The sequence below is a fragment of the Klebsiella sp. HN106 genome (assembly GCF_051209435.1).
GTDB lineage: Bacteria > Pseudomonadota > Gammaproteobacteria > Enterobacterales > Enterobacteriaceae > Klebsiella > Klebsiella oxytoca.
The window spans coordinates 152,178-174,401 of sequence record NZ_JBLURD010000012.1 but is presented as its reverse complement, the minus strand read 5'-3'; the positions used below and the strand labels follow the sequence as shown (position 1 = coordinate 174,401).

The window sequence follows — 22,224 nt, the reverse complement described above, 5'->3', positions numbered from 1 at the left end:
ACCTGAAATTGCAAACAGCTTGTGAAAGAAAGTTGACATATATGCTGATTTCAACATTGCTGGAAACTATTTGATTCCGGGACGGTTTTACACAACACTGCTGAAAAATAACCTGATAACAGGATGCCCTATGCCCGTTTCTCGTCCTCGCCCCCAGCGCGGTGATTTTCCGCCTGGAACCCAACGCTACGGCCAGTCTTACCTGGGCGCGCCGCTGCTGTGGTTTCCGGCGCCGCTGGCCGATAGCCGTAGCGGCCTGATCCTTGCCGGTACTCACGGCGATGAAAACGCCTCCATCGTCACCCTTTCCTGTGCGCTACGAACCCTCAAGCCAGAGCTGCGCCGTCATCACGTGGTGCTGGCGGTCAACCCTGACGGCTGTCAGCTGGGGCTGCGGGCTAACGCACGCGGTATCGACCTGAACCGGAATTTTCCAGCGGCGAACTGGAAGGAAGGAGAAACCGTCTACCGCTGGAACAGCGCGGCAGAGCAGCGCGATGTCGTTCTACTCACCGGCGAAAAGCCAGGTTCGGAACCCGAGACCCGGGCGCTGTGCCAGTTGATCCATCAGATCCACCCGGCATGGGTGATCTCATTTCACGATCCGCTGGCCTGCATTGAAGACCCCGGCCACAGCGAACTGGGGCAATGGCTGGCCGATGCGTTTAGCCTGCCGCTGGTGGGTAGCGTCGGCTATGAAACGCCCGGTTCTTTTGGCAGCTGGTGCGCCGATATCGGCCTGCCCTGTATCACCGCCGAATTCCCGGCAATATCCGCCGACGAAGCAACGGAGAAATATCTGCAGGCCATGACGGAGCTGCTGCACTGGCACTCTCAGAGATGAAGCACCCCGGTGCTGAAGCGCAGCGCCGGCTCGACATCCACGGCCAGCCATGTTGGACCATCAAGATCGGCAAAACGGGCCAGCGGCGCCAGCGGTAGCGCCGCGCTAATCGCTCTCGACGTACACAGCATACAGCCCAGCATCCGCGCAAATCCCAGGCGTTCTGCCTCCTCCGCCAGCAGCAGCGCTTCAGTCAGACCACCGGTCTTATCCAGCTTGATATTAACCATTTCATAGCGGCCGCGCAGCGCCGCCAGGCTATCGCGAGTATGGCAGCTCTCATCAGCGCAAATAGGCAGCGGATGGATAAAATTCGCCAGCGCTTCATCGGCCCCAGCCGGAAGGGGTTGCTCCAGCATCGCGACGCCGACGTCCGCCAGCAGCTGACAGCGCTCGGCCAGACCGTCGCTGCGCCAGGCTTCATTGGCATCGACGATGAGCGTTGCCTGCGGAACCGCCTCGCAAATGGCAATTAACCGCTCGCTAATCAGATGGTCATCAAGCTTCACTTTCAGCAGCGTGGCACCTTTCTCCCACAGGGCCGACGCGCTGGCCGCCATCTGGTCGGGGGTGCCGATCACCACCGTTTGCGCCGTAACCACCCGCTTGGGCAGCGTCACGCCTAACAGCTGCGAGATGCTTTTACCCGCGCTGCGCGCCTGCCAGTCCCAGAGCGCGCAGTCCACTGCATTACGCGCGGCCCCTGGCGGCAGCAGGCGTTGAATCTGCTCTCGAGTGACGCCCCGCTCAATCTGTTCGCCGATCGCCATAATCTGCGCCATCACCGAGGCGATACTCTCTCCATAACGAGGATAAGGCGTGCATTCCCCCGTGCCCTTGATGCCATTCTCTTCAATTTCCACCACCACGACTTTTGCCTCGCTGCGGCTGCCGCGGGCGATCACAAAAGGGCTATGTAGCGGCCAGGCTTCTTCATAGACTCGCAGATTTCGCATTCCCTGAACCTCGCAGGTAAGTATTAAAAGGATTTGCCGTGCCGATGACGGATGTCATACACTAGCCGCGACGTTAACTATATGTAAACAGGAAGATAACCATGTCACAAACCGTGCATTTCCAGGGCAACCCCGTTTCTGTTCAAGGCACCATTCCGCAGGCAGGCGCTAAAGCGCAGCGGTTTACGCTGGTGGCCAAAGATCTCTCTGACGTCGCGCTGAGCCAGTTTGCGGGCTCCCGTAAAGTGCTGAACATTTTCCCAAGCATCGATACCGGCGTTTGCGCGGCATCGGTACGTAAATTCAACCAACTGGCGTCAGAACTGAACAACACCGTAGTGCTGTGCATTTCCGCCGACCTGCCGTTCGCCCAGTCACGCTTCTGCGGCGCTGAAGGCCTGAACAACGTCGTGACTCTGTCCACTCTGCGCGGTGCGCAGTTCCTGGCCGACTACGGCGTAGCGATCTCCGCGGGCCCGCTGGCCGGTCTGGCAGCGCGTGCTGTGGTCGTGATTGATGAAAACGACCAGGTGGTATACAGCCAGTTGGTGAATGAAATCACCGAAGAGCCGGACTACGACGCAGCCCTGGCCGCGCTGAAAGCGTAATATCCCCACCAGGTAACGTAAGCCCTCGTTAAACGGGGGCTTTTTTTATTCCCGCGTCGCATAGCGGGAGATAAAGCGCGCAATCGCCGGGCCGGTCAGCAAGATAGTGAACAGGCGCAACGTCTGCATCGCCATAATAAAAGACATATCCGCCCGCGTGCCGGCAGCGATAATCGCTACCGTGTCCAGCCCGCCCGGGCTGGTCGCCAGATAGGCGGTCATAAAGTCCAGCGGTAAAACCTGCGTCAGTCCATAAGCCATCAGCGCACATAGCAGAATCAGGCCGATAATCGATGCCAGGATCTGCGGCAGGGTTTTTAACGCCAGCAGGAAGATCTGTTTATTAAACTTTAGACCAACGCTCCAGCCAACGGCGGCATAAGCCAGCGCCAGCAGCCACTCAGGGAGTTCAAGCTGCAGCCAGCCTTCTCCCTGCACCAGCGCGCCGATCAGCATCGGGAAAAGCATCGCACCGGACGGAAAGCGCAGACGCAGCCCCAGCCATCCCGCGGCCGCCGTCACCAGCAGCGTAAGCGGTAGCTGCCAGCTTATCGGGGGAAACCAGGCGACCTGCTGAGTCATCTCCTGGGCTTCGCCGCCGAGCGCAACGCGAACCACCAGCGCCGCGGCACCGGCAACAAAAAGTACGCGCAAATACTGCATCAGCGCCACCAGTCGAACGTCGGCGCCGTACTCCTGGGCCATAATAACCATCGCCGAAGCGCCGCCCGGCGAACTTCCCCACGCCCCGGTGGCGCCGGGTAGCGCGCTATAGCGCACCAGCAGCCATCCCGCCAGCGAGCTGATGGCGAGCGTGGAGAAGAGAATCAGCAGCACCAGCGCCCAGTTTGCCAGCAGAACACCGAAAATCGAGGGCGTCAGGCTACGGGCGATCATGCAGCCGATAATCATCTGAGCGGCAATAAAAAAGGGTCGGGGAACGCGGATTTCCGCGCCGCGAAGGCTCAGGCAAATGCCGGCAATCATCGGCCCCAGCAGCAGCGCGGCCGGGAGGTGAAACCAGAACAGCGCAAAAGAGATCGCGCTGGAGAGCACCAGCAGTTTCATCCACTGAAAAAAACGACTACGCCAGATCCACATGCGTATTCCTGCAAAAAAGAGGGTAAAAACGCAGTATATACAGATTCATTCGCCGCCAGTCCCCCTCCTTTTTCTGGAAATGTTCTGGAAGTGCCGACCGACGGCGCAGGCAGCCGGTCGGCGGGAATTACTCGTCGCCTTTTTTCTGGCTCAGGCCGTACTCGCGAAGTTTATTGGCGATGGCGGTATGCGAGACGCCAAGCCGCCTGGCCAGTTTACGCGTGCTGGGGAAGCTACGATAAAGCTGGGTAAGCACCGAGCGCTCGAAACGGCGCGTGATATCATCCAGCGAGCCTTCCATCGCTTCTTCGCCAACCGCTAATGACGAGACGTCGTGATCCGGCAGCAGGATATCCTGAGGGCGCAGTTCAAAACCGTCCAGCTGAGTCAGGGCACGGTAAATCGCGTTTTTGAGCTGGCGCACGTTGCCTGGCCAGCTATAGCGCGTCAATACGCTGTTTAAATCGGCAGAAAGTTTCGGCCGCGGGATACCCTGCTCATCGGCGAAACGCGCCACAAACAGTTCGGTCAGCGGCATGATGTCCTGCGGACAATCGCGCAGCGGCGGTAGATAGAGCGTCAGGACGTTAAGACGATAATAAAGATCCTCGCGGAACAGCCCTTTTTGCACCAGCTCCACCAGGTTTTTCTGCGTCGCGCAGATCACCCGTACATCTACGTGGACTTCATGATCTTCCCCGACCCGGCGGAAGGTTCCATCGTTGAGGAAGCGCAGCAGCTTAGTCTGCATTCGCGGCGACATTTCGCCAATTTCATCCAGCAGAACCGAACCGCCGTTAGCCTGCTCAAAGAACCCCTTTTTGCCCTGGATAGCGTCGCCAAACAGCTCGCTCTCCACCGCGTCCTCCGGAATGGAGCCGCAGTTCAGGGCCAGGTAAGGTTTCCCCGCTCGCGGGCTGGCGAGGTGGCAGGCGTGGGCGAGCAAATCTTTACCAGTACCGGTATCGCCGACGATCAGCAGCGGCGCGCTGAGCATAGCCAGCTTGCGAGCCTGCTCGACGACGTGGCGCATTTTCGGGCCTACGGCGAGGATCTGGCTGAAGGCGCTGGTGTCCTGAATGGTCATCGTTTGCAGCTGGCGCCCCATACGGACCGTTGAACGCAGCATCGCTACCGCGCCGGTCAGCACCTTCTCGCCGTGTTCGCCTTCGAGATAAACCGGGGTGATCTCCAGCAGGAAGTTCTGCCCGTTAACCACCACGTGCTCGGCGTGGGACTCCTGCGGACTATTTTCCAGCCAGCGCTGGACGTTAAAATCGGTAATCAGCTGTGCGACCGGATGGCTGCGCAGCTTCTCCTGGCTCTGGCCAAACAGCTGACAGCTGGCCGGGTTAGCCAGTTCGACTTTTCCTTTGGTGTCGAGAGAGAGCACAGGCTCCGGCATCGCCACCAGCAGCGCGCTGAGCGCCAGATGTTCACGCTCTGACGGCATCCACGCCACGGTGCGCACGTCGGTGACGCCGGCGATACGACGAATTTCCGCCATCAGACTGCTGAAGCTAGCGAACTCCAGCTCGGCGAAATTGAGATAAATTCGGCCAATAGGGTCAATGTCGATACCCCGCAGGTCGATACCGCGCAGCACCAGTAAATCGAGCAATTCACGAGTCAGACCAAGACGGTCTTCACAAAAGACTTCAAGACGCATAGGAGTTTTCACCCTAAAGAGGCCAATAACGGATGAATAATAGGACAGTTATTTGCTGGCGTGAAGATAGCTGTCAACAATTATTGACAGCATGGCGGAAAAATGGCCTTTCTGCCGTAAAGTTATGCGCTCAGGGAGGAAAATGGCAATAAAGAACCGGTCGTCATCGCCGCTGCTTTTCTCCCCCGATTGCGCTGTGCATCGCCGTGAGATAAGTGACAGCCTTCTGTGGAGTGATAGCCCGGCTAAGGCGCTCACGCCGCAAGCCGGGAATGCTTAAGCGACTTATTTTTCCGCGCCGCTTTTGCTCTTCTGCAACGTCTCTTTTAGCTGGCCGATCAGCTCGCGGCGGAAGTCCCCCAGCCGCGGTTTATCATCGGCGATCCACGGCAGCGGGCGGCAGAGCTCCATCGCCTTGATACCCAGCCGCGCGGTCAACAGCCCGGCGCCAATCCCCTGCGCCGCGCGCGCCGATAGCCTGGCTGCCAGATCCTGCGACATCCAGTCCATCCCGACTTCCCGCACCAGCTCGCTGGCGCCGGCAAAAGCGATATTCAGCAGCACCAGACGGAACAGGCGCAGGCGGCTGTAGTAGCCGAGCTCAATACCGTACAGAGTGGCGATGCGGTTGATGAGGCGTAAATTACGCCAGGCGATAAACGCCATATCCACCAGCGCCAGGGGACTGACGGCAATCATCAGCGTCGATTCCGCCGCCGAGCGGCTAATCTCACGCCGTGCCTGCGCATCCAGCACCGGCTGCACGATCTGCGCGTACAGGCTTACCACTTCGCGATCGTTTTGCGTTTCGTGGATCGCTGCATACCAGCGTTGCAGCGCCGGATGCGATTGATCGAGACCCGCCTGCCGGGCCAGCTTTTCGCAAAAGGCACGCCCTTTGCCGACCGCATGGCTGTGCATCAGGTCCCGAGCCTCATCGCGCTCGTGCGCGCGCTGGCGTAACCGCCACAGACGGCGCCATTCGGTCGCTACCGAGCCGACGCCCGCCCCGACAATCAGCGCGCCGGCTGCGCAGCCGCCGAGGGCGATCCAGTCTTGCGTTTGCCAGGCGGTCATCGTCCACTGCACGCCCTGCGCTACGACGCTGACGCCAAAAATAGCCAGCCCGGCGCTGACCATCTTTCGCCACAGGCTGCGCTTAGGCCGCAGCACCGACTCCACTACCGCTTCCGCCGCCCCCTCTTCTTCTTCCGGCGCGTCAAGGCGCGCAGGGGCGAACTTCTCCGCATCCGCGCCGTCAAAAGCGCGAGCGGATTTCAGAATTTGCGCCTTTACCACCTCCAGCGGGCCGTCGAAATCAATACGCGGTTTTAAGGGTTCGGTCATCGCAATTTATCTCCGATCAAAAATTCCAGCGCCGCGTCGAGGCGAATATGCGGCAGCGGTTTATCAACATCCATCACTTGCGGGCGGAAGTTTTCAAACTGAAAGCCCTGCTGCTCCCAGAAGGCCTGACCCGGCAGGCGCGCGGGCACTTCCCCGGGATAGACGGTCAGCGGCTGTCCGTCGCTTAGCCGATGCCCCCGCAGCGCAGGGATCTTCTCCCCGTTCACCTCAATAAGCCCGCTCTGCGTCGCCTGAATCGACGCCAGACCCAGGCAATCCATGCTGATGCCTTCAAACGCCGCGTTCTGCCAGGCATCCTGAATCAGCTGCTGCAGCAGCGATACCATATTGCTGTGCTGATCGACGGTGACGTGATCGGCTTTGGTCGCGGCGAACAGCAGCTTATCGATAACCGGTGAGAACAGACGACGAAACAGCGTGCGCTGGCCATAGTGGAAGCTTTGCATCAGCTGCGTCAGCGCGAGACGCATGTCGTTAAACGCCTGAGGCCCGCTGTTAAGCGGCTGCAGGCAGTCCACCAGCACAATCTGCCGGTCGAAGCGGAGAAAATGATCTTTGTAGAAGCCTTTCACCACTTTCTCGCAGTAGTATTTAAAACGCTCGCGCAGCATTCCGGCATTGGTCTGTTTGTCCGCCTGCGCCAGCTTAGCCTCACCGGCGGCATCAACGTCCGGCCAGGGGAAGAACTGCAGCGCCGGCGCGCCGGCCATTTCGCCGGGCAGCACAAAGCGCCCGGGCTGAATAAAATGCATCCCTTCGCGCTTACAGCTGTGCAGATAATCGGTCCACGCCGCGGCGATCTCCGCCAGACGGGTTTCATCGGCGGGCGCCAGCGGATCCAGCCCTTCGCAAAGCTGCCGCCAGCGCGCCGACCACGCCGCCCTCTGCCCCTGCAGCAGTCCGGTCATCTGTCGTGACCAGGTCAGGTAATCCTGGGCCAGCATCGGCAGATCCAGCAGCCACTCGCCGGGATAATCGACAATCTCCAGATAGAGCGTCGAAGTCTCTTTAAAATGGCGCAGCAGCGAATCGTTAGAGCGATAGCGCAGAGCGAGGCGGATTTCGCTGACGCCGCGGGTGGGCGTCGGCCAGACCGGAGGTTGTCCATAGAGCTGGGCCAGCCCTTCGTCATAGGTAAAACGCGGAATGCCAAAATCCCGCTGCGGGACGCGCTTGACGCCCAGCAGGCGTTCTTCTCTGGCCGCGCTAAGCAGCGGCAGCCGTGCCCCGGCGTGGATATTCAGTAGCTGATTGACCAGTGCGGTAATAAACGCGGTCTTGCCGCTACGGCTAAGACCGGTGACGGCCAGACGGAGATGCCGGTCAACCCCACGATTCACCAGCGCATTAAATTCTGTTTTGAGTCGCTTCATCGCCATCCTGTTGAGCCTGAAGAACGAGGGAAATAGACATGAGGGCTAATCAATAAAGTGCAATAGCCCCGCTGCGGCGGGGCTGACGGTTAGTGGCTGGCGCTTTTCGGCATCGCTATTTGACTGAGGCCGCCGGCATTCACCACCTGCGTGTAGCCCATTTCGCTCAGCAGCTGCTGAGCCTGGCCCGACTGTCGGCCAACGTTACAATAGACGTGAATGGTATCGTTTTTATCCGGCACTTCAGCCGCAATCCGCGATTTTAAATCCGCCAGCGGTATGTTCACCGCGCCGTCAACGTGTTCTTTTTGATACTGCTGCGGAACGCGGACGTCAATCCAGTGCTCCGCCGCGAAGGCGGGTAAAGCCATCGCCAGCGCTAAACCCAGAAACAATTTTCGCATTTTATCATCCTGATAGAGTGAGTTTTTAGGCACTCATAACATACGCCATCCACGACGTTTAGAAAACCGCTGCGCCGCCCGGCTGAGCATCGGTTCCAGAACAAGCATCAGCAGCATTTTCAGCGGCCGACGCGCGACGGATTTTACCGCCCAGCCAGCGACGCCCGCCGGGCCGTAGCGCAGCGCGGTGAGCAGCACCAGCTTGCCTGCGATTTTCAGACCCGGTTTAACTTTTTGCCCGGCCTGCTGCCATTTCATGTTCATTATTAACCTCAACTTTCAGTTATAGCTGACGAAAACGACTGCGTAGCGAAAAGGTGTCAGAGGTGACGTAGCGTTCCATTTCACGCAGACGGCGCTCCCCTGCAGCCAGCTCCTTATCCGCAGCAGCCAGCAGCTCTCCGCTGCTCGGCGTTTTTTCACCATACAGCTCGCTTTCCGGCATAGGATCCAGCGCAAACGAGAGAATGATGTAGGCCACCACCACAAACAGGAACAGGCCAAAAATCATTGCCAGTACGGTAATCAGGCGCACCAGCTTAACCGGCACGTCCAGGTACTGCGCGATACCGGCGCAAACGCCTTTGACCATGCCCTGCTGTGGAATGCGCCACAGTTTTTTACTCAGATCCAGTCCGCCCATTATTTTTCTCTCCAGTTCGGATGCTCAGCGTCAAGAATGGCTTCCAGCGCCTGAATACGCTCGCGCATGCGCTTTGCGTCATCGGTCAGCTGCAGCAGGCGCTGCTGCTCGTTTTGCGATAAACTGCCGCTGGCGGTGCGGTTGTTGTAATGCAGCCAAAGCCAGACCGGCAAAACAAACAGCACAAACAACGTCAAAGGGATGGCGAGAAAAAGCATGCTCATGTGAACTCCTTGCAGATGGCGGCGGCACGTCTCGGTGCCGCCCGAATTCATTACTGGTTATTTTGATTCATTTTGGCTTTCAACGCCGCCAGCTGCTCGCTGATTTCATCGTCCGCTTTCAGATCGGCGAACTGCTGATCCAGCGATTTATCTTTACCGAAGCGGTGGCTTTCGGCTTCGGCTTCCATATGATCGATACGGCGTTCAAACGATTCAAAGCGCGCCATCGCCTCATCAATCTTGCCGCTGTCCAGCTGACGACGAACGTCGCGGGAGGAACTTGCGGCCTGATGGCGCAGCATCAACGCCTGCTGACGGGCGCGCGTTTCGCTCAGTTTATTCTCCAGCTCGCCAATCTCTTTTTTCATCCGCGCCAGCGTTTCATCAACCAGCTGCGCTTCATTTTCCAGGCTAGCGATCAGGTCGGTCAGCTTCTGCTTCTCGATCAGCGCCGCACGAGCCAGATCCTCTTTCTCTTTACGCAACGCCAGTTCGGCTTTCTCCTGCCATTCCGCCTGCTGCGCAACGGCCTGTTCAATACGACGGGTCAGCTGTTTCTTTTCAGCCAACGCCCGCGCCGAGGTCGAACGCACTTCAACCAACGTGTCTTCCATCTCCTGGATCATCAGTCGAACCAGCTTCTGCGGATCTTCCGCTTTCTCCAGCAGAGAGTTAATGTTGGCGTTCACGATGTCGGCAAAACGAGAAAAAATACCCATAATTTCAATCCTCATAGTTCTGGTATCAGGCACCGGCCTGTGCCATCACTAATACAAATGCCGTGCCAACTTTTTATCTTATTGATTTTAAAAGAAGTGGTTGTTATCTGGCCAACGCATTGCTAAAGTGACCTGGTGAATCACACTACTTAATGGCGAAATTCATCATGGCGGAATACAAGGACAACCTGCTCGGCGAGGCCAACAGCTTCCTGGAAGTGCTGGAACAGGTCTCAAGACTGGCGCCGCTCGATAAACCGGTGCTGGTGATTGGCGAACGCGGAACCGGTAAGGAGCTGATCGCCAGCCGCCTGCACTTCCTCTCTTCCCGCTGGCAGGGGCCGTTTATCTCGCTGAACTGCGCTGCGCTGAATGAAAACCTGCTCGATTCCGAGTTATTCGGTCATGAAGCCGGGGCATTTACGGGGGCCAGTAAACGCCATCCGGGGCGCTTCGAGCGCGCCGACGGCGGTACCCTGTTTCTTGATGAGCTGGCCACCGCGCCGATGCTGGTGCAGGAAAAGCTGCTGCGCGTGATTGAGTATGGCGAACTCGAGCGCGTCGGCGGCAGCCAGCCGCTGCAGGTTAACGTCCGCCTGGTGTGCGCGACCAACGCCGATCTGCCACAAATGGTGGAAGATGGGCTCTTTCGCGCTGACCTACTCGACAGGTTGGCTTTCGATGTGGTGCAGTTGCCGCCGCTGCGCGAACGCCAGAGCGATATTATGCTGCTCGCCACCCAGTTTGCTATCCAGATGTGCCGCGAACTCGGACTGCCGTTGTTTCCCGGCTTTAGCGAACGCGCCGCCGTGACGCTGCAGAACTACCGTTGGCCGGGGAATATCCGTGAATTAAAAAACGTGGTGGAACGGTCGGTTTACCGTCACGGCAGCAGTGAAAGCGAGCTGGATAATATTATTATTAACCCCTTCCGCCAGCAGCAAACTGCCCCGCCCGCTGCAGCAGAAAAGGCGCCCGGCCCCACGTTGCCGCTCGATTTGCGCGCTTTCCAGCAGGAGCAAGAAAAAAGCCTGCTCGAGAGAAGCCTTGAGCAGGCGAAGTACAATCAAAAGCAGGCGGCCGAACTACTGGGGCTAACCTATCACCAGCTGCGGGCGCTACTGAAAAAGCATCAGCTTTGAGCTATGCCCGGCAGCAGCAGCGCGCTCAGCGTCATTGAACCGAGACAGAGTGCGGCGTTAAACCACAGCGCATACTGCGCCGCGCTGGCCATTCCCAGCGGTAAAAACAGCGCAAAAAGTGACGCCGTCACCGCTATACCCATCGCCCCGCCGAGCGAACTACCCATCTTATAAATTCCCGACGCCACCCCGACCTTATTCTCTGGAGCGTTGACCACCGCGGTGTCCGTTGACGGAGTAGCGTAGCAGCCCAGTCCAAAGCCAAACAGCACGTTGCTGAAAAAGACCGTGACGATATAGGTCGATTTATCGAGAAAGGTGCAGGAAATAAGCAGGATGCCAAGCGCGGTAAAAACCGGGCCGGCGATCATCGGCAAGCGCGCGCCGTAGCGTTGCAGCAGCTTTTCGCCCACCCGGATCATCACCAGCACGGTGACCAGGTAGCCGAGCGTCATCATTCCGCTCTCCAGCGGGCTTAGATGGTGCCCCTGCTGGAGCCAGATGCTGGCAATCATCATGGTACCGATGGCGGCGTTGAGCAGAAAATTCGACAGCACCGCGGCGCTGTAGGCCCGGTTACGAAACAGCGCAAAATCAATCAACGCCGCGTCGCCCTTACGCCGACCGCTGCGGATAAAAAATAACCCCGCCGCCACCGCGCCGCCCAGCATCGTCAGCGAGGTTCCGCTGCTCCAGCCCCAGCCGTGGCCTTTGCTGATAAACAGATTTAACAGCACCAGCGCAAGGATCAGGCTGAGCAGGCCGCTGATGTCCAGCTTATGCTGCTGCGCGCTGGCGCTGCGGCTCTCCGGCGTACCGCGCAGTAAAAACAGCGCCGCCAGCGCTACCGCGATGGAGAAAACAAAGATCCAGCGCCAGCCCAGTCCGGTAGCAATCGCCCCGCCGACAAACGAGCACAGCCCGCTGCCGCCCCAGGAGCCGATGACCCAGAAGCTGACCGCCCGCTGGCGCGCTTTACCTTCATACCAGGTTTTTATTAATGCCAGCGTCGCCGGCATGATGCAGGCGGCCGATAGCCCCTGTAAAACGCGTCCGGCCAGGAACAGCGCGGGTCCCTGGGAGAGCACCAGCATTGCGCTGCCGGCTATGCTGAGAATCAGGCCCAGGGTGGTCATGCGCATGCGGCCGAATTTATCCGCCAGCCCGCCGCTGGCGACCACAAAGCAGCCGCTGAACAAGGCGCTCAGGCTCACCGCCAGGGTCAGGGTTTCCAGCGAAATATCAAGGCTGCTTTTCATTGCCGGAACCACGTTAATCACCGACTGGGCAAACAGCCAGAAGGTCAGAACGCTCAATACAATACCCGCCAGCAGGCGATCGGTGCCGACGAACTGCGCTTCGCTTAGCGATACAGAACTCATAGCAGGGTCCTCTTCGTTGCGGAGATTAACGCAAATAGTGTTCCGTCAGGGCGCACCACAGCGCGGCGCCTTTTAGCAACAGGGCATCGTTGAAGTCATACCCCGGGTTATGCACCATACAGCGATCCGCTTCATCCCCGGCTCCGATGGTGAAATAGCAGCCGTTCGGATTACGCTCGAGCATAAAAGCAAAATCTTCGCTGCCCATAAACGACTTCACTTCGCCGACCAGCTCCTCGCCAAATAGCGAAGCCGCCACCTTCCGAACCATCTCATTGGCTGCCGGATCGTTTCTTAAAACCGGGCTGCCGTTAACGTGGGTAATGGCGGCGCTGGCGTTAAAGCTCTCGGCCTGAGCGACGGCGATATCGTGAATGCGCTGCAGTACGGTCTCGCGAACCTGTTCGTTTAAGGTGCGCACAGTGAGCTTCATTAAGGCCTTGTCATTGATAATATTCGGCGCATGCCCGGCCTGGATGCTGCCCACGGTCACGACAGCCGGCTCAAACGGCGTGATATTGCGGGAGACAATGGATTGCAGCGCCAGGGTGATATGGCAGGCCACCAGCGTAGCGTCGACGGTATGCTCCGGCAGCGCGCCGTGTCCACCAACCCCTTTGACTTCAATATGGAGAGTGTCGGATGAGGCCATCATCGCCCCGTCGCGCAGACCGATTTTGCCTAACGGTTGTCCCGGCATATTATGCAGGCCAAAAATGGCATCGCAGGGAAACTGGTCGAACAGGCCGTCTTCGAGCATAACCCGGCCGCCGTAGAGCAGTTCCTCAGCCGGCTGAAAAATAAGCTGCAGCGTGCCGTTAAACTGCCGCGTGCGCGCCAGATATTCCGCGGCGTAAAGTAAGGTGGTGGTATGACCGTCGTGGCCGCAGCCATGAAAACGTCCCTCTATCTGGCTGGCCCACGCTTTGCCGCTCATCTCCTGCATCGGCAGCGCGTCCATATCCGCCCGAAGTCCCAACCGTTTTTGACCGTCGCCTGCACGTAAGGTACCGACCACGCCGGTTCCCGCCAGTCCACGATGGACCTGATAGCCCCACTCGCCGAGCAGTCGGGCCACCTCTTCGCTGGTTTTATGCTCTTCAAAACCGATTTCCGGCTGCTGGTGGAAACGGCGACGAAGAGCGACAAACTGCGCCTCATTAACCTGTAATGCCTCAATAATCGGGTGTGTCATTTTTATTATTCCTGTGTTGTGTTTGCACGACACTTTCGAGTTTATGCATCCATGGCGGCTTTAAAATGCGCTTTTTTGTTTTATAGTGACGGATTATTAATGAGTGTTTTTCATACAAAACAGTTATGACAAAAAACAACACGCTGTTTTTTGTCTTCAGGAGGCGGTGTGGATCATCATTCAGGCGACTTTCAGGTTACGGTTCGCGATATCCGCCAGTTGAGCCAGCAGGAAAACGAGACGCTGACGCTAATATGGCTGCTTGAGGGCAGCGTCGAACTCCGCGATGGCGAGTCGGGCCGGAACCTGCAGGCTGATGAACTGGCGATAGTGAATCGGCATCGCCGCTGGAGCCTGCACAGCAAGACGGCGAACGTCGTGATGGCGCTGTCGCTGAACGCTGGATGGCTGACCCGCCTCGACGGCGATTTTTTTGCCTCTGCCTACCAGAGCAGCAACGAAACCCGCGATGCCGAAGATACCCTGCGCTACCTGATGCGCCAGCTGCTGGTCCTCGGTCTGGTCAATCCGCAGGCCCACTACCGGCTGGAGGCCAACCGCTGGCTTAGCGAAATTGCTCTTCTGCTGGCGTCACGCTTCAGCCGTCCCCTCACCGCCCTGGCGCCTCGCGGAGCCGAACGCTGGAGTCAGCGAATAAATCGGGTAGTGGCGCGAATCGACGCCAACTATCAACGGCGCCTGTCGCTGCAGGAGATAGCCGCCGCCGAATTTGTTTCTGAGGCCTGGCTATCGCGTCTGTTCCGCAAAGAGGTGGGCGTCAGCTTTATGCAATACATCACCGGGCTTCGCCTGCGTAAAGCTGCTGAGCAGTTGACGATGACGCGTAAATCGATACAGCAGATCGCTCAGCAACAGGGCTTTGCCAGCAGCCGGGTGATGAGCGACCTGTTTAAACACGAACACGGTCTGACGCCGCGCCAGTTTCGCCAGCAGCATACGCAAACGGCGGTTGAATCCCCTCGTCCACGCGTTCAACGGGCTGAGCTGTGGCAACCAGTGTCTATAGACAGGCTATATTCCCGGCTCAATGCGCCGCAGATCAATGGGTTGGATAGCCCGCCGCTGCGGCTCAATCCCCAGCAAACCCGTCATCTTGATGTGCGCCAGCTACCGGCGCGCGGTACGCCGCTGCGGCACACGCGCATCGTCGTTACCGTTCGGGAACTGGATGACCTGCTGCGCGAGGATGTCCGTCAGGAGCTCGAAGAACTGCACAACTCGCTGCCGATATTCGCCATCGACGTTCACGATCCGTTTCTCAGTAGCCGCCTGTTCGGTACCGGCTGGGACGATGCGCAGCTGGCCGGGTATGCCTGCTGGTATAACCTGCAGCGCATTTTTAGCTGGCTGGCGTCGATGGGCTGGGCGGTAATACTGCATACCGGTATCACCACCCGCGGCGATCTGCTACAGCGTTTTCTGCGCCTGTCCGCCAACCATTTTCCACCGGCAACCCTCGCCAGCTGGCGTTTTGTCTGGCACTGGTCCCCGCAGGCCAGCGATGAGGCGCGCCAGCATGCCTGGCGGCAACAAAAAACGATCCTCCAGGCGCTTTCGCCGCAGTCGGCGCTGGGGATCTGGCACCGCTTTTCACAAAACGTGGAGGACGATCCCCTCCTCTGTTCACCGCTGCTGGCCGAGGCGGATTTTCTTGCCTGCCAGGCAGATGCGAATGAACTGCTGGATCTGGCGCAGATTGATAGCCAGAGGCTGGCCGCCAGCGAGAATTACCCGGTGCTTAAAATGCGCAAGCTCCACAGCGCGCTGCGCCAGCGGCAGCTGCTGTTACCGCTTTGGCTACTGTCGTGGAATACCCTGACCGGCGATACTCGCGACACCAACGGCCGTTTCTTTCGCGGCGCGCTACTGATGGATAATCTGCTGGGGCTGGCAGACCAGGTGTGGCTGGCGGGGTTCTGGCTGAATTCCGGGCTGCAAGGGGAAGCCGGCGCTAACGGCAAGCTTGATACCTCCAGCCTGGCGCTGCACTATCTCCACGGTTTGCCGCGACCGGTGTATTGGGTCTTGTGGCTGTGGCGCAGGCTGCGGGGCGAAGTGGTGATTAACGAAAAAAATTTGCTGCTGCTGCGCGATAACGGCCATTACCAGTTGCTGCTGCGCAATACGGTGGTTTTCAATCCCTGGCTTTCCAGCGAGGAGGCGTTTATCCAGCGCTTTAGTCAGCCATGGAGCGTGCGCCTGCTCGGCCTTGATGGACGCTAGCGCATCAAACATCATCTCTTCGATCGGCATCATGGCGCGCTCTTTCCGCTTTTCGAGGCTTTTCGCAGCCAGAGCGGCCCGGATGAAGAAGAGTATCGCTGGCTGATGCACCAGGCGCGCCCGGCCCTGCGCGTGAGCGAAGAAACCCCCGCAAGCGATCGCTGGCAGCTCGTCGATTCGCTGGAGAGCAACGCGCTGGCGCTGTATGAATTTACGCCTCTTAATGAAATGAAGTGACAGCGTCACATGAATGGTTACCATGACCTGCGGAGGCAAACAGGGACAAAGTTAAGGGTTTTGGATGCGCCCGGGCCGTCATCATGGTTAAACATTTGTAACTGGTAAGATATACTGATGTGAACTATCATCGGCGCATGATGACTCAATGGACTGAAAATACAGATGATTCCGGTTAATTCCTCAACGCTTGGCCGCTATGCCGCGCACGTCAGCCTGGTTCATACCATGAAAAGCCACAAAGCCCCGGCGCTCACGGTCATGATGATCTTTTCAGACCTGCTTATTCGTTCAACCGAAGATTCCTATCGTCTGCAAGGCTGGGAAATCACGCCGCAAAAAAGCGGCCTGGTGCTGCGTACGTATGTCGCGAACCATCCTGATGGCGGAAAGCTTGAAATCACCCCAAAAGACTATATTGCACGTTATAACCGGCTCCTGCCGCTGTAGCGCCCCTTTCTCCGGCGGTCGTGCCGGCACGGCTCGCTGGAGAATCCGCAAATAAAAAGCTACCATGTGGCAAACATCTGGGCGTCTGCGGCGCAGAGAAGCGCTATGCTTACGACAATACGTGCCCGCGAGCCGTTCTGCATTTGAATCGATGAAATTCATATTTGCGCTTCCCGTCTCTTCGCCTGTTGCCAAACGCAGGGTGAATTAAGAGGTATACTCGAAGTTAATAAGCGGTATGAATTTGAATTAGTTGGTCAAATAACCGACGCAACCATCGCTTAAATTATCTCCATAAGCAATAAGGTGGTGGTAAATGTTATTTAATATTAATAAGATAGAGCCTTGCTCTATAATCAATAAGAAACTATGCGCCTGAAATTGTCTTCTCTCCTGGCAGCGGTGTCTATGCTGTACGGGCAAGCTTTTGCCGCGCCCGCCCTGCCTGCTAACGCGGATATTCGCGATAGCGGTTTTGTTTATTGCGTAAGCGGCCAGGTTAACACCTTCAACCCACAAAAGGTCAGCAGCGGTCTGATTGTCGATACTCTTGCCGCCCAGCTGTACGATCGACTGCTTGATGTTGACCCCTATACCTACCGCCTGGTCCCGGAACTGGCAGAAAGCTGGGAGGTGCTGGATAACGGCGCCACCTACCGCTTCCACCTGCGAAACAACGTGCCGTTCCAGACCACCGCCTGGTTTAAGCCGACCCGCAATTTCAACGCTGACGACGTGATTTTTACCTTTGGCCGGATTTTTAACCGCGACCATCCGTGGCACAACGTGAACGGCAGCAGCTTCCCCTATTTCGATAGCTTACAGTTCGCCGACAGCGTCGAAAGCGTGCGTAAGCTGGATAACCACACCGTTGAATTTCGCCTCAAACGACCGGATGCTTCCTTCCTGTGGCACCTGGCTACCCACTACGCCTCGGTGATGTCGGCGGAGTATGCCGCAAAGCTGGCCCAGAGCGATCGTCAGGAGCTGATCGATCGTCAACCTGTTGGCACCGGCCCGTTCCAGCTTGAGGAATATCGCAGCGGGCAATATATCCGTCTGCAGCGCCACCCGGCCTACTGGCGAGGTAAACCGCTGATGCCGCAGGTGGTGGTCGATCTGGGCTCCGGCGGTACCGGACGACTGTCAAAACTGCTGACCGGCGAGTGTGATGTGCTGGCCTGGCCCGCTGCCAGCCAGCTCTCTATTCTGCGTGACGACCCGCGCCTTCGCCTGACCCTGCGCCCGGGAATGAACATCGCCTGGCTGGCGTTCAATACCGCTAAGCCGCCGCTCGATAATCCGGAGGTCCGTCACGCGCTGGCGTTGGCCATCAATAATCAGCGTCTGATGCAGTCAATCTATTACGGAACGGCGGAAACCGCAGCTTCAATGCTGCCTCGCGCCTCCTGGGCCTATGATAACGACGCCAGAATCACCGAATATAATCCTGCGGAAGCTCGCGCCAGGCTTAAAGCGCTGGGGCTGGAACAGCTGACGCTTAAACTATGGGTCCCGACCAGTTCGCAGGCCTGGAACCCCAGCCCCCTGAAAACCGCCGAGCTTATCCAGGCGGATATGGCGCAAATTGGCGTGAAGGTGATCATTGTGCCGGTCGAAGGGCGTTTTCAGGAAGCCAGATTAATGGATATGAGTCATGATCTGACGCTTTCCGGCTGGGCAACGGACAGTAACGATCCGGACAGCTTCTTCCGTCCGCTATTGAGCTGCGCGGCGATTGCCTCACAAACCAACTATGCTCACTGGTGTCATCGTGAATTCGACGACGTGCTGCAAAAAGCGCTGACATCCCAGCAGCTGGCTTCGCGCATTGAAGCTTATAAAGAGGCCCAACGCATTCTTGCTGATGAACTGCCGGTTCTGCCGCTGGCTTCCTCCCTGCGTCTTCAGGCCTATCGTTACGACATGAAAGGCCTGGTGCTGAGTCCGTTTGGCAACGCCTCTTTTGCCGGCGTCTCGCGGGAAAAAGAAGACGAGGTGCAAAAACCATGATTATTTTTACCCTGCGTCGCCTGCTGCTGCTGCTGATTACGCTCTTTCTGCTGACGTTTGTCGGTTTTAGCCTGAGCTATTTTACGCCTCACGCGCCGCTGCAGGGCGCCTCGCTGTGGAACGCCTGGTGGTTCTGGTTTGAGGGCGTGCTGCACTGGGATTTTGGCGTCTCCAGCATCAACGGGCAGCCGATCTCCGAGCAGCTTAAAGAGGTATTCCCTGCCACGATGGAGCTGTGTATCCTCGCCTTCGGCTTCGCGCTGGTGATCGGGATCCCCGTCGGCATGCTGGCGGGGATTATGCGCAACAAATGGCAAGATACCCTGATTAGCGCCCTGGCGCTGCTGGGCTTCTCGATCCCCGTATTCTGGCTGGCGTTGCTGTTGACCCTATTTTTCTCCCTCACCCTGGGCTGGTTCCCGGTCTCCGGGCGCTTCGACCTGCTGTACGAAGTGAAATCGGTCACCGGCTTTGCGCTGATCGACGCGTGGCTTTCCGATTCGCCGTGGCGTCATGAAATGATCGTCAGCGCGGCGCGCCATATGGTGCTGCCGGTGCTGACCCTCGCAGTGGCGCCGACGACGGAAGTGATCCGTCTGATGCGCATCAGCACCAGCGAAGTGTACGACACCAACTATGTCAAAGCTGCGGCCACCCGTGGCGTATCGCGGCGGACAATTTTACACCGTCACGTACTGCATAACGCCCTGCCGCCGGTGATTCCGCGCCTGGGTCTGCAGTTTTCCACCATGCTAACGCTGGCGATGATTACCGAAATGGTCTTTAGCTGGCCGGGACTGGGCCGCTGGCTCATTAACGCCATTCGCCAACAGGACTACGCCGCAATCTCAGCGGGCGTGATGGTCATCGGCGCGCTGGTGATTATTGTGAACGTGATATCCGATATTTTGGGGGCTATGGCTAACCCACTGAAACATAAGGAATGGTATGCCCTACGATAGCGTCTATCTGGAGAAGCGCCCGCCGGGTGCGCTGCGCACCGTTTGGCGAAAATTCTATGGCGATACTACCGCTATGATCGGCCTGTACGGCTGCGCGGCGCTGGTGCTACTGTGCGTTTTCGGCAGCTGGTTCGCGCCTTACGGTATCGATCAGCAGTTCCTTGGCTATCAACTGCTGCCGCCGTCATGGTCGCGCTACGGCGAAGTCTCGTTCTTTCTTGGTACCGACGATCTGGGCCGCGACGTTCTTAGCCGCCTGCTGAGCGGCGCGGCGCCAACGGTCGGCGGCGCGTTTGTGGTGACGCTGGGCGCTACCCTACTGGGTCTGGTGCTTGGTGTGATTGCCGGTGCGACCCACGGCCTGCGCTCGGCGGTAATGAACCATATTCTTGATACCCTGCTGTCGATCCCGTCACTGCTGCTGGCCATCATCGTGGTCGCCTTCGCCGGACCTCACCTCAGCCACGCGATGTTCGCCGTCTGGCTGGCGCTTCTGCCGCGCATGGTACGCTCGGTTTACAGCATGGTGCACGACGAGCTGGAAAAAGAGTATGTTATCGCCGCCCGCCTTGACGGAGCGTCAACCCTGAATATTTTATGGTTCGCGGTGTTGCCAAATATTACCTCTGGGCTGGTTACGGAGATCACCCGAGCGCTCTCGATGGCGATTCTGGATATCGCCGCGCTGGGTTTCCTCGACCTCGGCGCTCAGCTACCTTCCCCGGAGTGGGGAGCGATGCTCGGCGACGCGCTGGAGCTGATTTACGTTGCGCCGTGGACGGTGATGCTGCCGGGCGCGGCCATTATGATTAGCGTCCTGCTGGTTAACCTGCTGGGCGACGGGATCCGCCGCGCAATTATCGCCGGGGTGGAATAATGCCGTTACTCGATATCCGAAATTTAACCATTGAATTCAAAACCAACGAAGGTTGGGTGAAAGCCGTCGATCGCGTCAGCCTGACCCTCGCTGAGGGGGAAATTCGCGGCCTGGTCGGAGAATCCGGCTCGGGTAAAAGCTTAATTGCCAAAGCGATTTGCGGCGTCACCAAAGACAACTGGCGGGTGACCGCCGACCGTATGCGTTTCGACGATATCGATCTGCTGCGTCTCTCAGTGCGCGAACGGCGTAAACTGGTGGGCCACAACGTCTCGATGATTTTTCAGGAGCCGCAATCCTGTCTCGATCCTTCCGAACGTATCGGCGAACAACTCACGCAGAATATCCCCGGCTGGACCTTTAAAGGCCGCTGGTGGCAACGTTTTGGCTGGCGCAAGCGGCGCGCCATTGAGCTCTTGCACCGCGTGGGGATTAAAGACCATAAAGATGCGATGCGCAGCTTCCCCTACGAGCTGACGGATGGTGAGTGTCAGAAGGTCATGATCGCCATCGCACTGGCTAACCAGCCGCGGCTGCTGATCGCCGATGAACCGACTAACGCCATGGAGCCGACAACACAGGCGCAAATCATCCGCCTGCTGACGCGGCTGAACCAAAACAACAACACCACGATTTTGTTGATCAGTCACGATATGCAGATGCTCAGTAAATGGGCGGACAAAATTAACGTCATGTACTGCGGGCAGACGGTGGAAACCGCGCCGAGCGAGGAGCTGGTGACGATTCCTCATCATCCCTATACCCAGGCGCTGATTCGGGCGATTCCCGATTTCGGCAGCGCCATGCCGCACAAAAGTCGGCTCAATACCTTGCCGGGCGCTATTCCGCTGCTCGAACAGCTGCCTATCGGCTGCCGGCTCGGGCCGCGCTGCCCTTACGCCCAGCGTGAATGTATCGAAACGCCCCGGCTGGTGGGCGCGCGCAACCACCTCTATGCCTGTCACTTCCCGCTGAACATGGAGAAAGAGTGAAATGGTCGAAACATTGCTTGAAGTACGCAATCTGAGTAAGACCTTTCGCTACCGCACCGGCTGGTTTCACCGGCAAACGGTAGAGGCGGTTAAGCCGTTAAGCTTTACCCTGCGCGAGCGCCAGACTCTGGCGATTATCGGCGAAAACGGCTCCGGCAAATCGACGCTGGCGAAAATGCTAGCCGGGATGGTCGAACCCAGCACAGGCGAACTGCTGATTGATGACCATCCGCTGGCGTTTGGAGATTTCTCTTTCCGCAGCCAGAAGATTCGCATGATTTTTCAGGATCCGTCGACCTCGCTCAATCCACGGCAGCGAATTTCGCAAATCCTCGATTTCCCTCTGCGTCTCAATACCGACCTCGAACCCGAGGCGCGGCAGAAGCAGATTATCGAAACGTTACGCATGGTTGGTCTGCTGCCTGACCACGTCAGCTATTATCCGCATATGCTGGCACCGGGCCAAAAACAGCGTCTGGGCCTGGCGCGGGCGCTGATCCTGCGCCCGAAAGTGATCGTCTGCGATGAAGCGCTGGCGTCGCTGGATATGTCAATGCGCTCTCAACTGATTAACCTGATGCTGGAGCTGCAGGAAAAACAGGGTATCTCCTACATTTACGTTACCCAGCATTTGGGCATGATGAAGCACATCAGCGATCAGGTGCTGGTGATGCACCAGGGTGAAGTGGTCGAACGCGGCAGCACCGCCGACGTACTGGCCTCTCCGCTGCACGATCTGACAAAACGTCTGATTGCCGGCCATTTCGGCGAGGCGCTGACCGCCGATGCCTGGCGTAAAGACGGTAAATAATCCGAGGCGA

The 22,224-nt window shown here is 58.1% G+C and carries 21 protein-coding genes and 1 pseudogene; 10 read left to right on the top strand and 12 right to left on the bottom strand.

The features are described from left to right. Positions 1 to 130: 130 nt before the first annotated feature. Positions 131 to 844 carry a murein tripeptide amidase MpaA gene (mpaA, locus tag ACSIPU_RS23050; RefSeq protein ID WP_017146042.1) on the top strand — a complete coding sequence of 238 codons (714 nt, stop codon included), beginning with the start codon at positions 131 to 133 and terminating at the stop codon, positions 842 to 844. Here mpaA and ycjG read toward each other — a convergent pair. Then, entirely contained in the window at positions 835 to 1,800 is a 966-nt protein-coding gene (gene ycjG / locus ACSIPU_RS23045; RefSeq protein WP_196558116.1) for an L-Ala-D/L-Glu epimerase, read from the bottom strand. The two genes, mpaA and ycjG, sit on opposite strands and share 10 nt — an antisense overlap. A 101-nt stretch (positions 1,801 to 1,901) precedes the next feature. On the opposite strand from ycjG, the gene tpx reads away from it, so the two are divergent. Further along, a complete protein-coding gene (gene tpx, locus ACSIPU_RS23040) occupies positions 1,902 to 2,408 on the top strand; it encodes a thiol peroxidase (RefSeq protein WP_196558117.1) in 507 nt (168 codons plus the stop codon). A 45-nt stretch (positions 2,409 to 2,453) separates the two neighbouring features. Here the strand turns inward: tpx and ACSIPU_RS23035 are convergent, their stop codons facing one another. From ACSIPU_RS23035 to pspA, 9 genes are all read right to left on the bottom strand, one after another. Further along, positions 2,454 to 3,509, bottom strand: a complete 1,056-nt coding sequence (locus ACSIPU_RS23035) for an AbrB family transcriptional regulator (RefSeq protein WP_196558118.1) — start codon at positions 3,507 to 3,509, stop codon at positions 2,454 to 2,456. Between the two features lie 127 nt (positions 3,510 to 3,636). Beyond that, entirely contained in the window at positions 3,637 to 5,178 is a 1,542-nt protein-coding gene (tyrR, locus tag ACSIPU_RS23030) for a transcriptional regulator TyrR (protein WP_004101475.1), read from the bottom strand. 285 nt (positions 5,179 to 5,463) lie between these two features. After that, complete coding sequence (locus ACSIPU_RS23025; RefSeq protein WP_004101473.1) at positions 5,464 to 6,525, bottom strand: YcjF family protein; 1,062 nt, start codon at positions 6,523 to 6,525, stop codon at positions 5,464 to 5,466. Next, a complete protein-coding gene (locus ACSIPU_RS23020) occupies positions 6,522 to 7,919 on the bottom strand; it encodes a YcjX family protein (RefSeq protein ID WP_004101472.1) in 1,398 nt (465 codons plus the stop codon). The genes ACSIPU_RS23025 and ACSIPU_RS23020 overlap by 4 nt, the downstream gene beginning before the upstream one ends. 89 nt (positions 7,920 to 8,008) lie before the next feature. Beyond that, entirely contained in the window at positions 8,009 to 8,323 is a 315-nt protein-coding gene (gene pspE / locus ACSIPU_RS23015) for a thiosulfate sulfurtransferase PspE (RefSeq protein WP_004112461.1), read from the bottom strand. A 33-nt stretch (positions 8,324 to 8,356) separates the two neighbouring features. Beyond that, a complete protein-coding gene (gene pspD / locus ACSIPU_RS23010) occupies positions 8,357 to 8,587 on the bottom strand; it encodes a phage shock protein PspD (RefSeq protein ID WP_004101464.1) in 231 nt (76 codons plus the stop codon). Positions 8,588 to 8,606: 19 nt separating this feature from the next. Then, a complete protein-coding gene (pspC, locus tag ACSIPU_RS23005; RefSeq protein ID WP_004101461.1) occupies positions 8,607 to 8,966 on the bottom strand; it encodes an envelope stress response membrane protein PspC in 360 nt (119 codons plus the stop codon). Continuing rightward, a complete protein-coding gene (pspB, locus tag ACSIPU_RS23000; RefSeq protein ID WP_004101459.1) occupies positions 8,966 to 9,190 on the bottom strand; it encodes an envelope stress response membrane protein PspB in 225 nt (74 codons plus the stop codon). Before pspB ends, pspC begins: the two co-directional genes overlap by 1 nt. A gap of 50 nt (positions 9,191 to 9,240) precedes the next feature. Further along, positions 9,241 to 9,909, bottom strand: a complete 669-nt coding sequence (gene pspA, locus ACSIPU_RS22995) for a phage shock protein PspA (RefSeq protein WP_004101456.1) — start codon at positions 9,907 to 9,909, stop codon at positions 9,241 to 9,243. 152 nt (positions 9,910 to 10,061) lie between these two features. On the opposite strand from pspA, the gene pspF reads away from it, so the two are divergent. Then, positions 10,062 to 11,051, top strand: coding sequence for a phage shock protein operon transcriptional activator (gene pspF, locus ACSIPU_RS22990; protein ID WP_017146047.1), 990 nt, complete (start codon positions 10,062 to 10,064; stop codon positions 11,049 to 11,051). Here the strand turns inward: pspF and ACSIPU_RS22985 are convergent. After that, complete coding sequence (locus ACSIPU_RS22985; RefSeq protein ID WP_196558119.1) at positions 11,042 to 12,433, bottom strand: MFS transporter; 1,392 nt, start codon at positions 12,431 to 12,433, stop codon at positions 11,042 to 11,044. The two genes, pspF and ACSIPU_RS22985, sit on opposite strands and share 10 nt — an antisense overlap. 25 nt (positions 12,434 to 12,458) lie before the next feature. Continuing rightward, a complete protein-coding gene (locus tag ACSIPU_RS22980; RefSeq protein WP_196558120.1) occupies positions 12,459 to 13,628 on the bottom strand; it encodes a M20 aminoacylase family protein in 1,170 nt (389 codons plus the stop codon). A 168-nt stretch (positions 13,629 to 13,796) separates the two neighbouring features. Here ACSIPU_RS22980 and ACSIPU_RS22975 point away from each other — a divergent pair. From ACSIPU_RS22975 to sapF, 7 genes and pseudogenes are all read left to right on the top strand, one after another. Then, positions 13,797 to 16,109: pseudogene (locus ACSIPU_RS22975) on the top strand (helix-turn-helix domain-containing protein). Between the two features lie 165 nt (positions 16,110 to 16,274). Continuing rightward, entirely contained in the window at positions 16,275 to 16,559 is a 285-nt protein-coding gene (locus ACSIPU_RS22970) for a hypothetical protein (protein WP_016808546.1), read from the top strand. A 369-nt stretch (positions 16,560 to 16,928) separates the two neighbouring features. After that, complete coding sequence (gene sapA / locus ACSIPU_RS22965) at positions 16,929 to 18,572, top strand: ABC transporter substrate-binding protein SapA (protein WP_004101448.1); 1,644 nt, start codon at positions 16,929 to 16,931, stop codon at positions 18,570 to 18,572. Then, entirely contained in the window at positions 18,569 to 19,534 is a 966-nt protein-coding gene (gene sapB, locus ACSIPU_RS22960) for a putrescine export ABC transporter permease SapB (RefSeq protein WP_004101442.1), read from the top strand. Before sapA ends, sapB begins: the two co-directional genes overlap by 4 nt. After that, positions 19,521 to 20,411 (top strand): putrescine export ABC transporter permease SapC, encoded by an 891-nt coding sequence (sapC, locus tag ACSIPU_RS22955; RefSeq protein WP_004101427.1) that lies wholly within the window; start codon positions 19,521 to 19,523, stop codon positions 20,409 to 20,411. Before sapB ends, sapC begins: the two co-directional genes overlap by 14 nt. Next, positions 20,411 to 21,403 (top strand): putrescine export ABC transporter ATP-binding protein SapD, encoded by a 993-nt coding sequence (sapD, locus tag ACSIPU_RS22950; protein WP_004101425.1) that lies wholly within the window; start codon positions 20,411 to 20,413, stop codon positions 21,401 to 21,403. Before sapC ends, sapD begins: the two co-directional genes overlap by 1 nt. Position 21,404: 1 nt before the next feature. After that, entirely contained in the window at positions 21,405 to 22,214 is an 810-nt protein-coding gene (gene sapF / locus ACSIPU_RS22945) for a putrescine export ABC transporter ATP-binding protein SapF (RefSeq protein ID WP_004101423.1), read from the top strand. Positions 22,215 to 22,224 lie beyond the last annotated feature (10 nt).

Coding starts and splice junctions, on each gene's coding strand:
- mpaA (WP_017146042.1), top strand. CDS start 131: ATGCCCGTTTCTCGTCCTCGCCCCCAGCGCGGTGATTTTCCGCCTGGA.
- ycjG (WP_196558116.1), bottom strand. CDS start 1,800: ATGCGAAATCTGCGAGTCTATGAAGAAGCCTGGCCGCTACATAGCCCT.
- tpx (WP_196558117.1), top strand. CDS start 1,902: ATGTCACAAACCGTGCATTTCCAGGGCAACCCCGTTTCTGTTCAAGGC.
- ACSIPU_RS23035 (WP_196558118.1), bottom strand. CDS start 3,509: ATGTGGATCTGGCGTAGTCGTTTTTTTCAGTGGATGAAACTGCTGGTG.
- tyrR (WP_004101475.1), bottom strand. CDS start 5,178: ATGCGTCTTGAAGTCTTTTGTGAAGACCGTCTTGGTCTGACTCGTGAA.
- ACSIPU_RS23025 (WP_004101473.1), bottom strand. CDS start 6,525: ATGACCGAACCCTTAAAACCGCGTATTGATTTCGACGGCCCGCTGGAG.
- ACSIPU_RS23020 (WP_004101472.1), bottom strand. CDS start 7,919: ATGAAGCGACTCAAAACAGAATTTAATGCGCTGGTGAATCGTGGGGTT.
- pspE (WP_004112461.1), bottom strand. CDS start 8,323: ATGCGAAAATTGTTTCTGGGTTTAGCGCTGGCGATGGCTTTACCCGCC.
- pspD (WP_004101464.1), bottom strand. CDS start 8,587: ATGAACATGAAATGGCAGCAGGCCGGGCAAAAAGTTAAACCGGGTCTG.
- pspC (WP_004101461.1), bottom strand. CDS start 8,966: ATGGGCGGACTGGATCTGAGTAAAAAACTGTGGCGCATTCCACAGCAG.
- pspB (WP_004101459.1), bottom strand. CDS start 9,190: ATGAGCATGCTTTTTCTCGCCATCCCTTTGACGTTGTTTGTGCTGTTT.
- pspA (WP_004101456.1), bottom strand. CDS start 9,909: ATGGGTATTTTTTCTCGTTTTGCCGACATCGTGAACGCCAACATTAAC.
- pspF (WP_017146047.1), top strand. CDS start 10,062: ATGGCGAAATTCATCATGGCGGAATACAAGGACAACCTGCTCGGCGAG.
- ACSIPU_RS22985 (WP_196558119.1), bottom strand. CDS start 12,433: ATGAGTTCTGTATCGCTAAGCGAAGCGCAGTTCGTCGGCACCGATCGC.
- ACSIPU_RS22980 (WP_196558120.1), bottom strand. CDS start 13,628: ATGACACACCCGATTATTGAGGCATTACAGGTTAATGAGGCGCAGTTT.
- ACSIPU_RS22970 (WP_016808546.1), top strand. CDS start 16,275: ATGATTCCGGTTAATTCCTCAACGCTTGGCCGCTATGCCGCGCACGTC.
- sapA (WP_004101448.1), top strand. CDS start 16,929: ATGCGCCTGAAATTGTCTTCTCTCCTGGCAGCGGTGTCTATGCTGTAC.
- sapB (WP_004101442.1), top strand. CDS start 18,569: ATGATTATTTTTACCCTGCGTCGCCTGCTGCTGCTGCTGATTACGCTC.
- sapC (WP_004101427.1), top strand. CDS start 19,521: ATGCCCTACGATAGCGTCTATCTGGAGAAGCGCCCGCCGGGTGCGCTG.
- sapD (WP_004101425.1), top strand. CDS start 20,411: ATGCCGTTACTCGATATCCGAAATTTAACCATTGAATTCAAAACCAAC.
- sapF (WP_004101423.1), top strand. CDS start 21,405: ATGGTCGAAACATTGCTTGAAGTACGCAATCTGAGTAAGACCTTTCGC.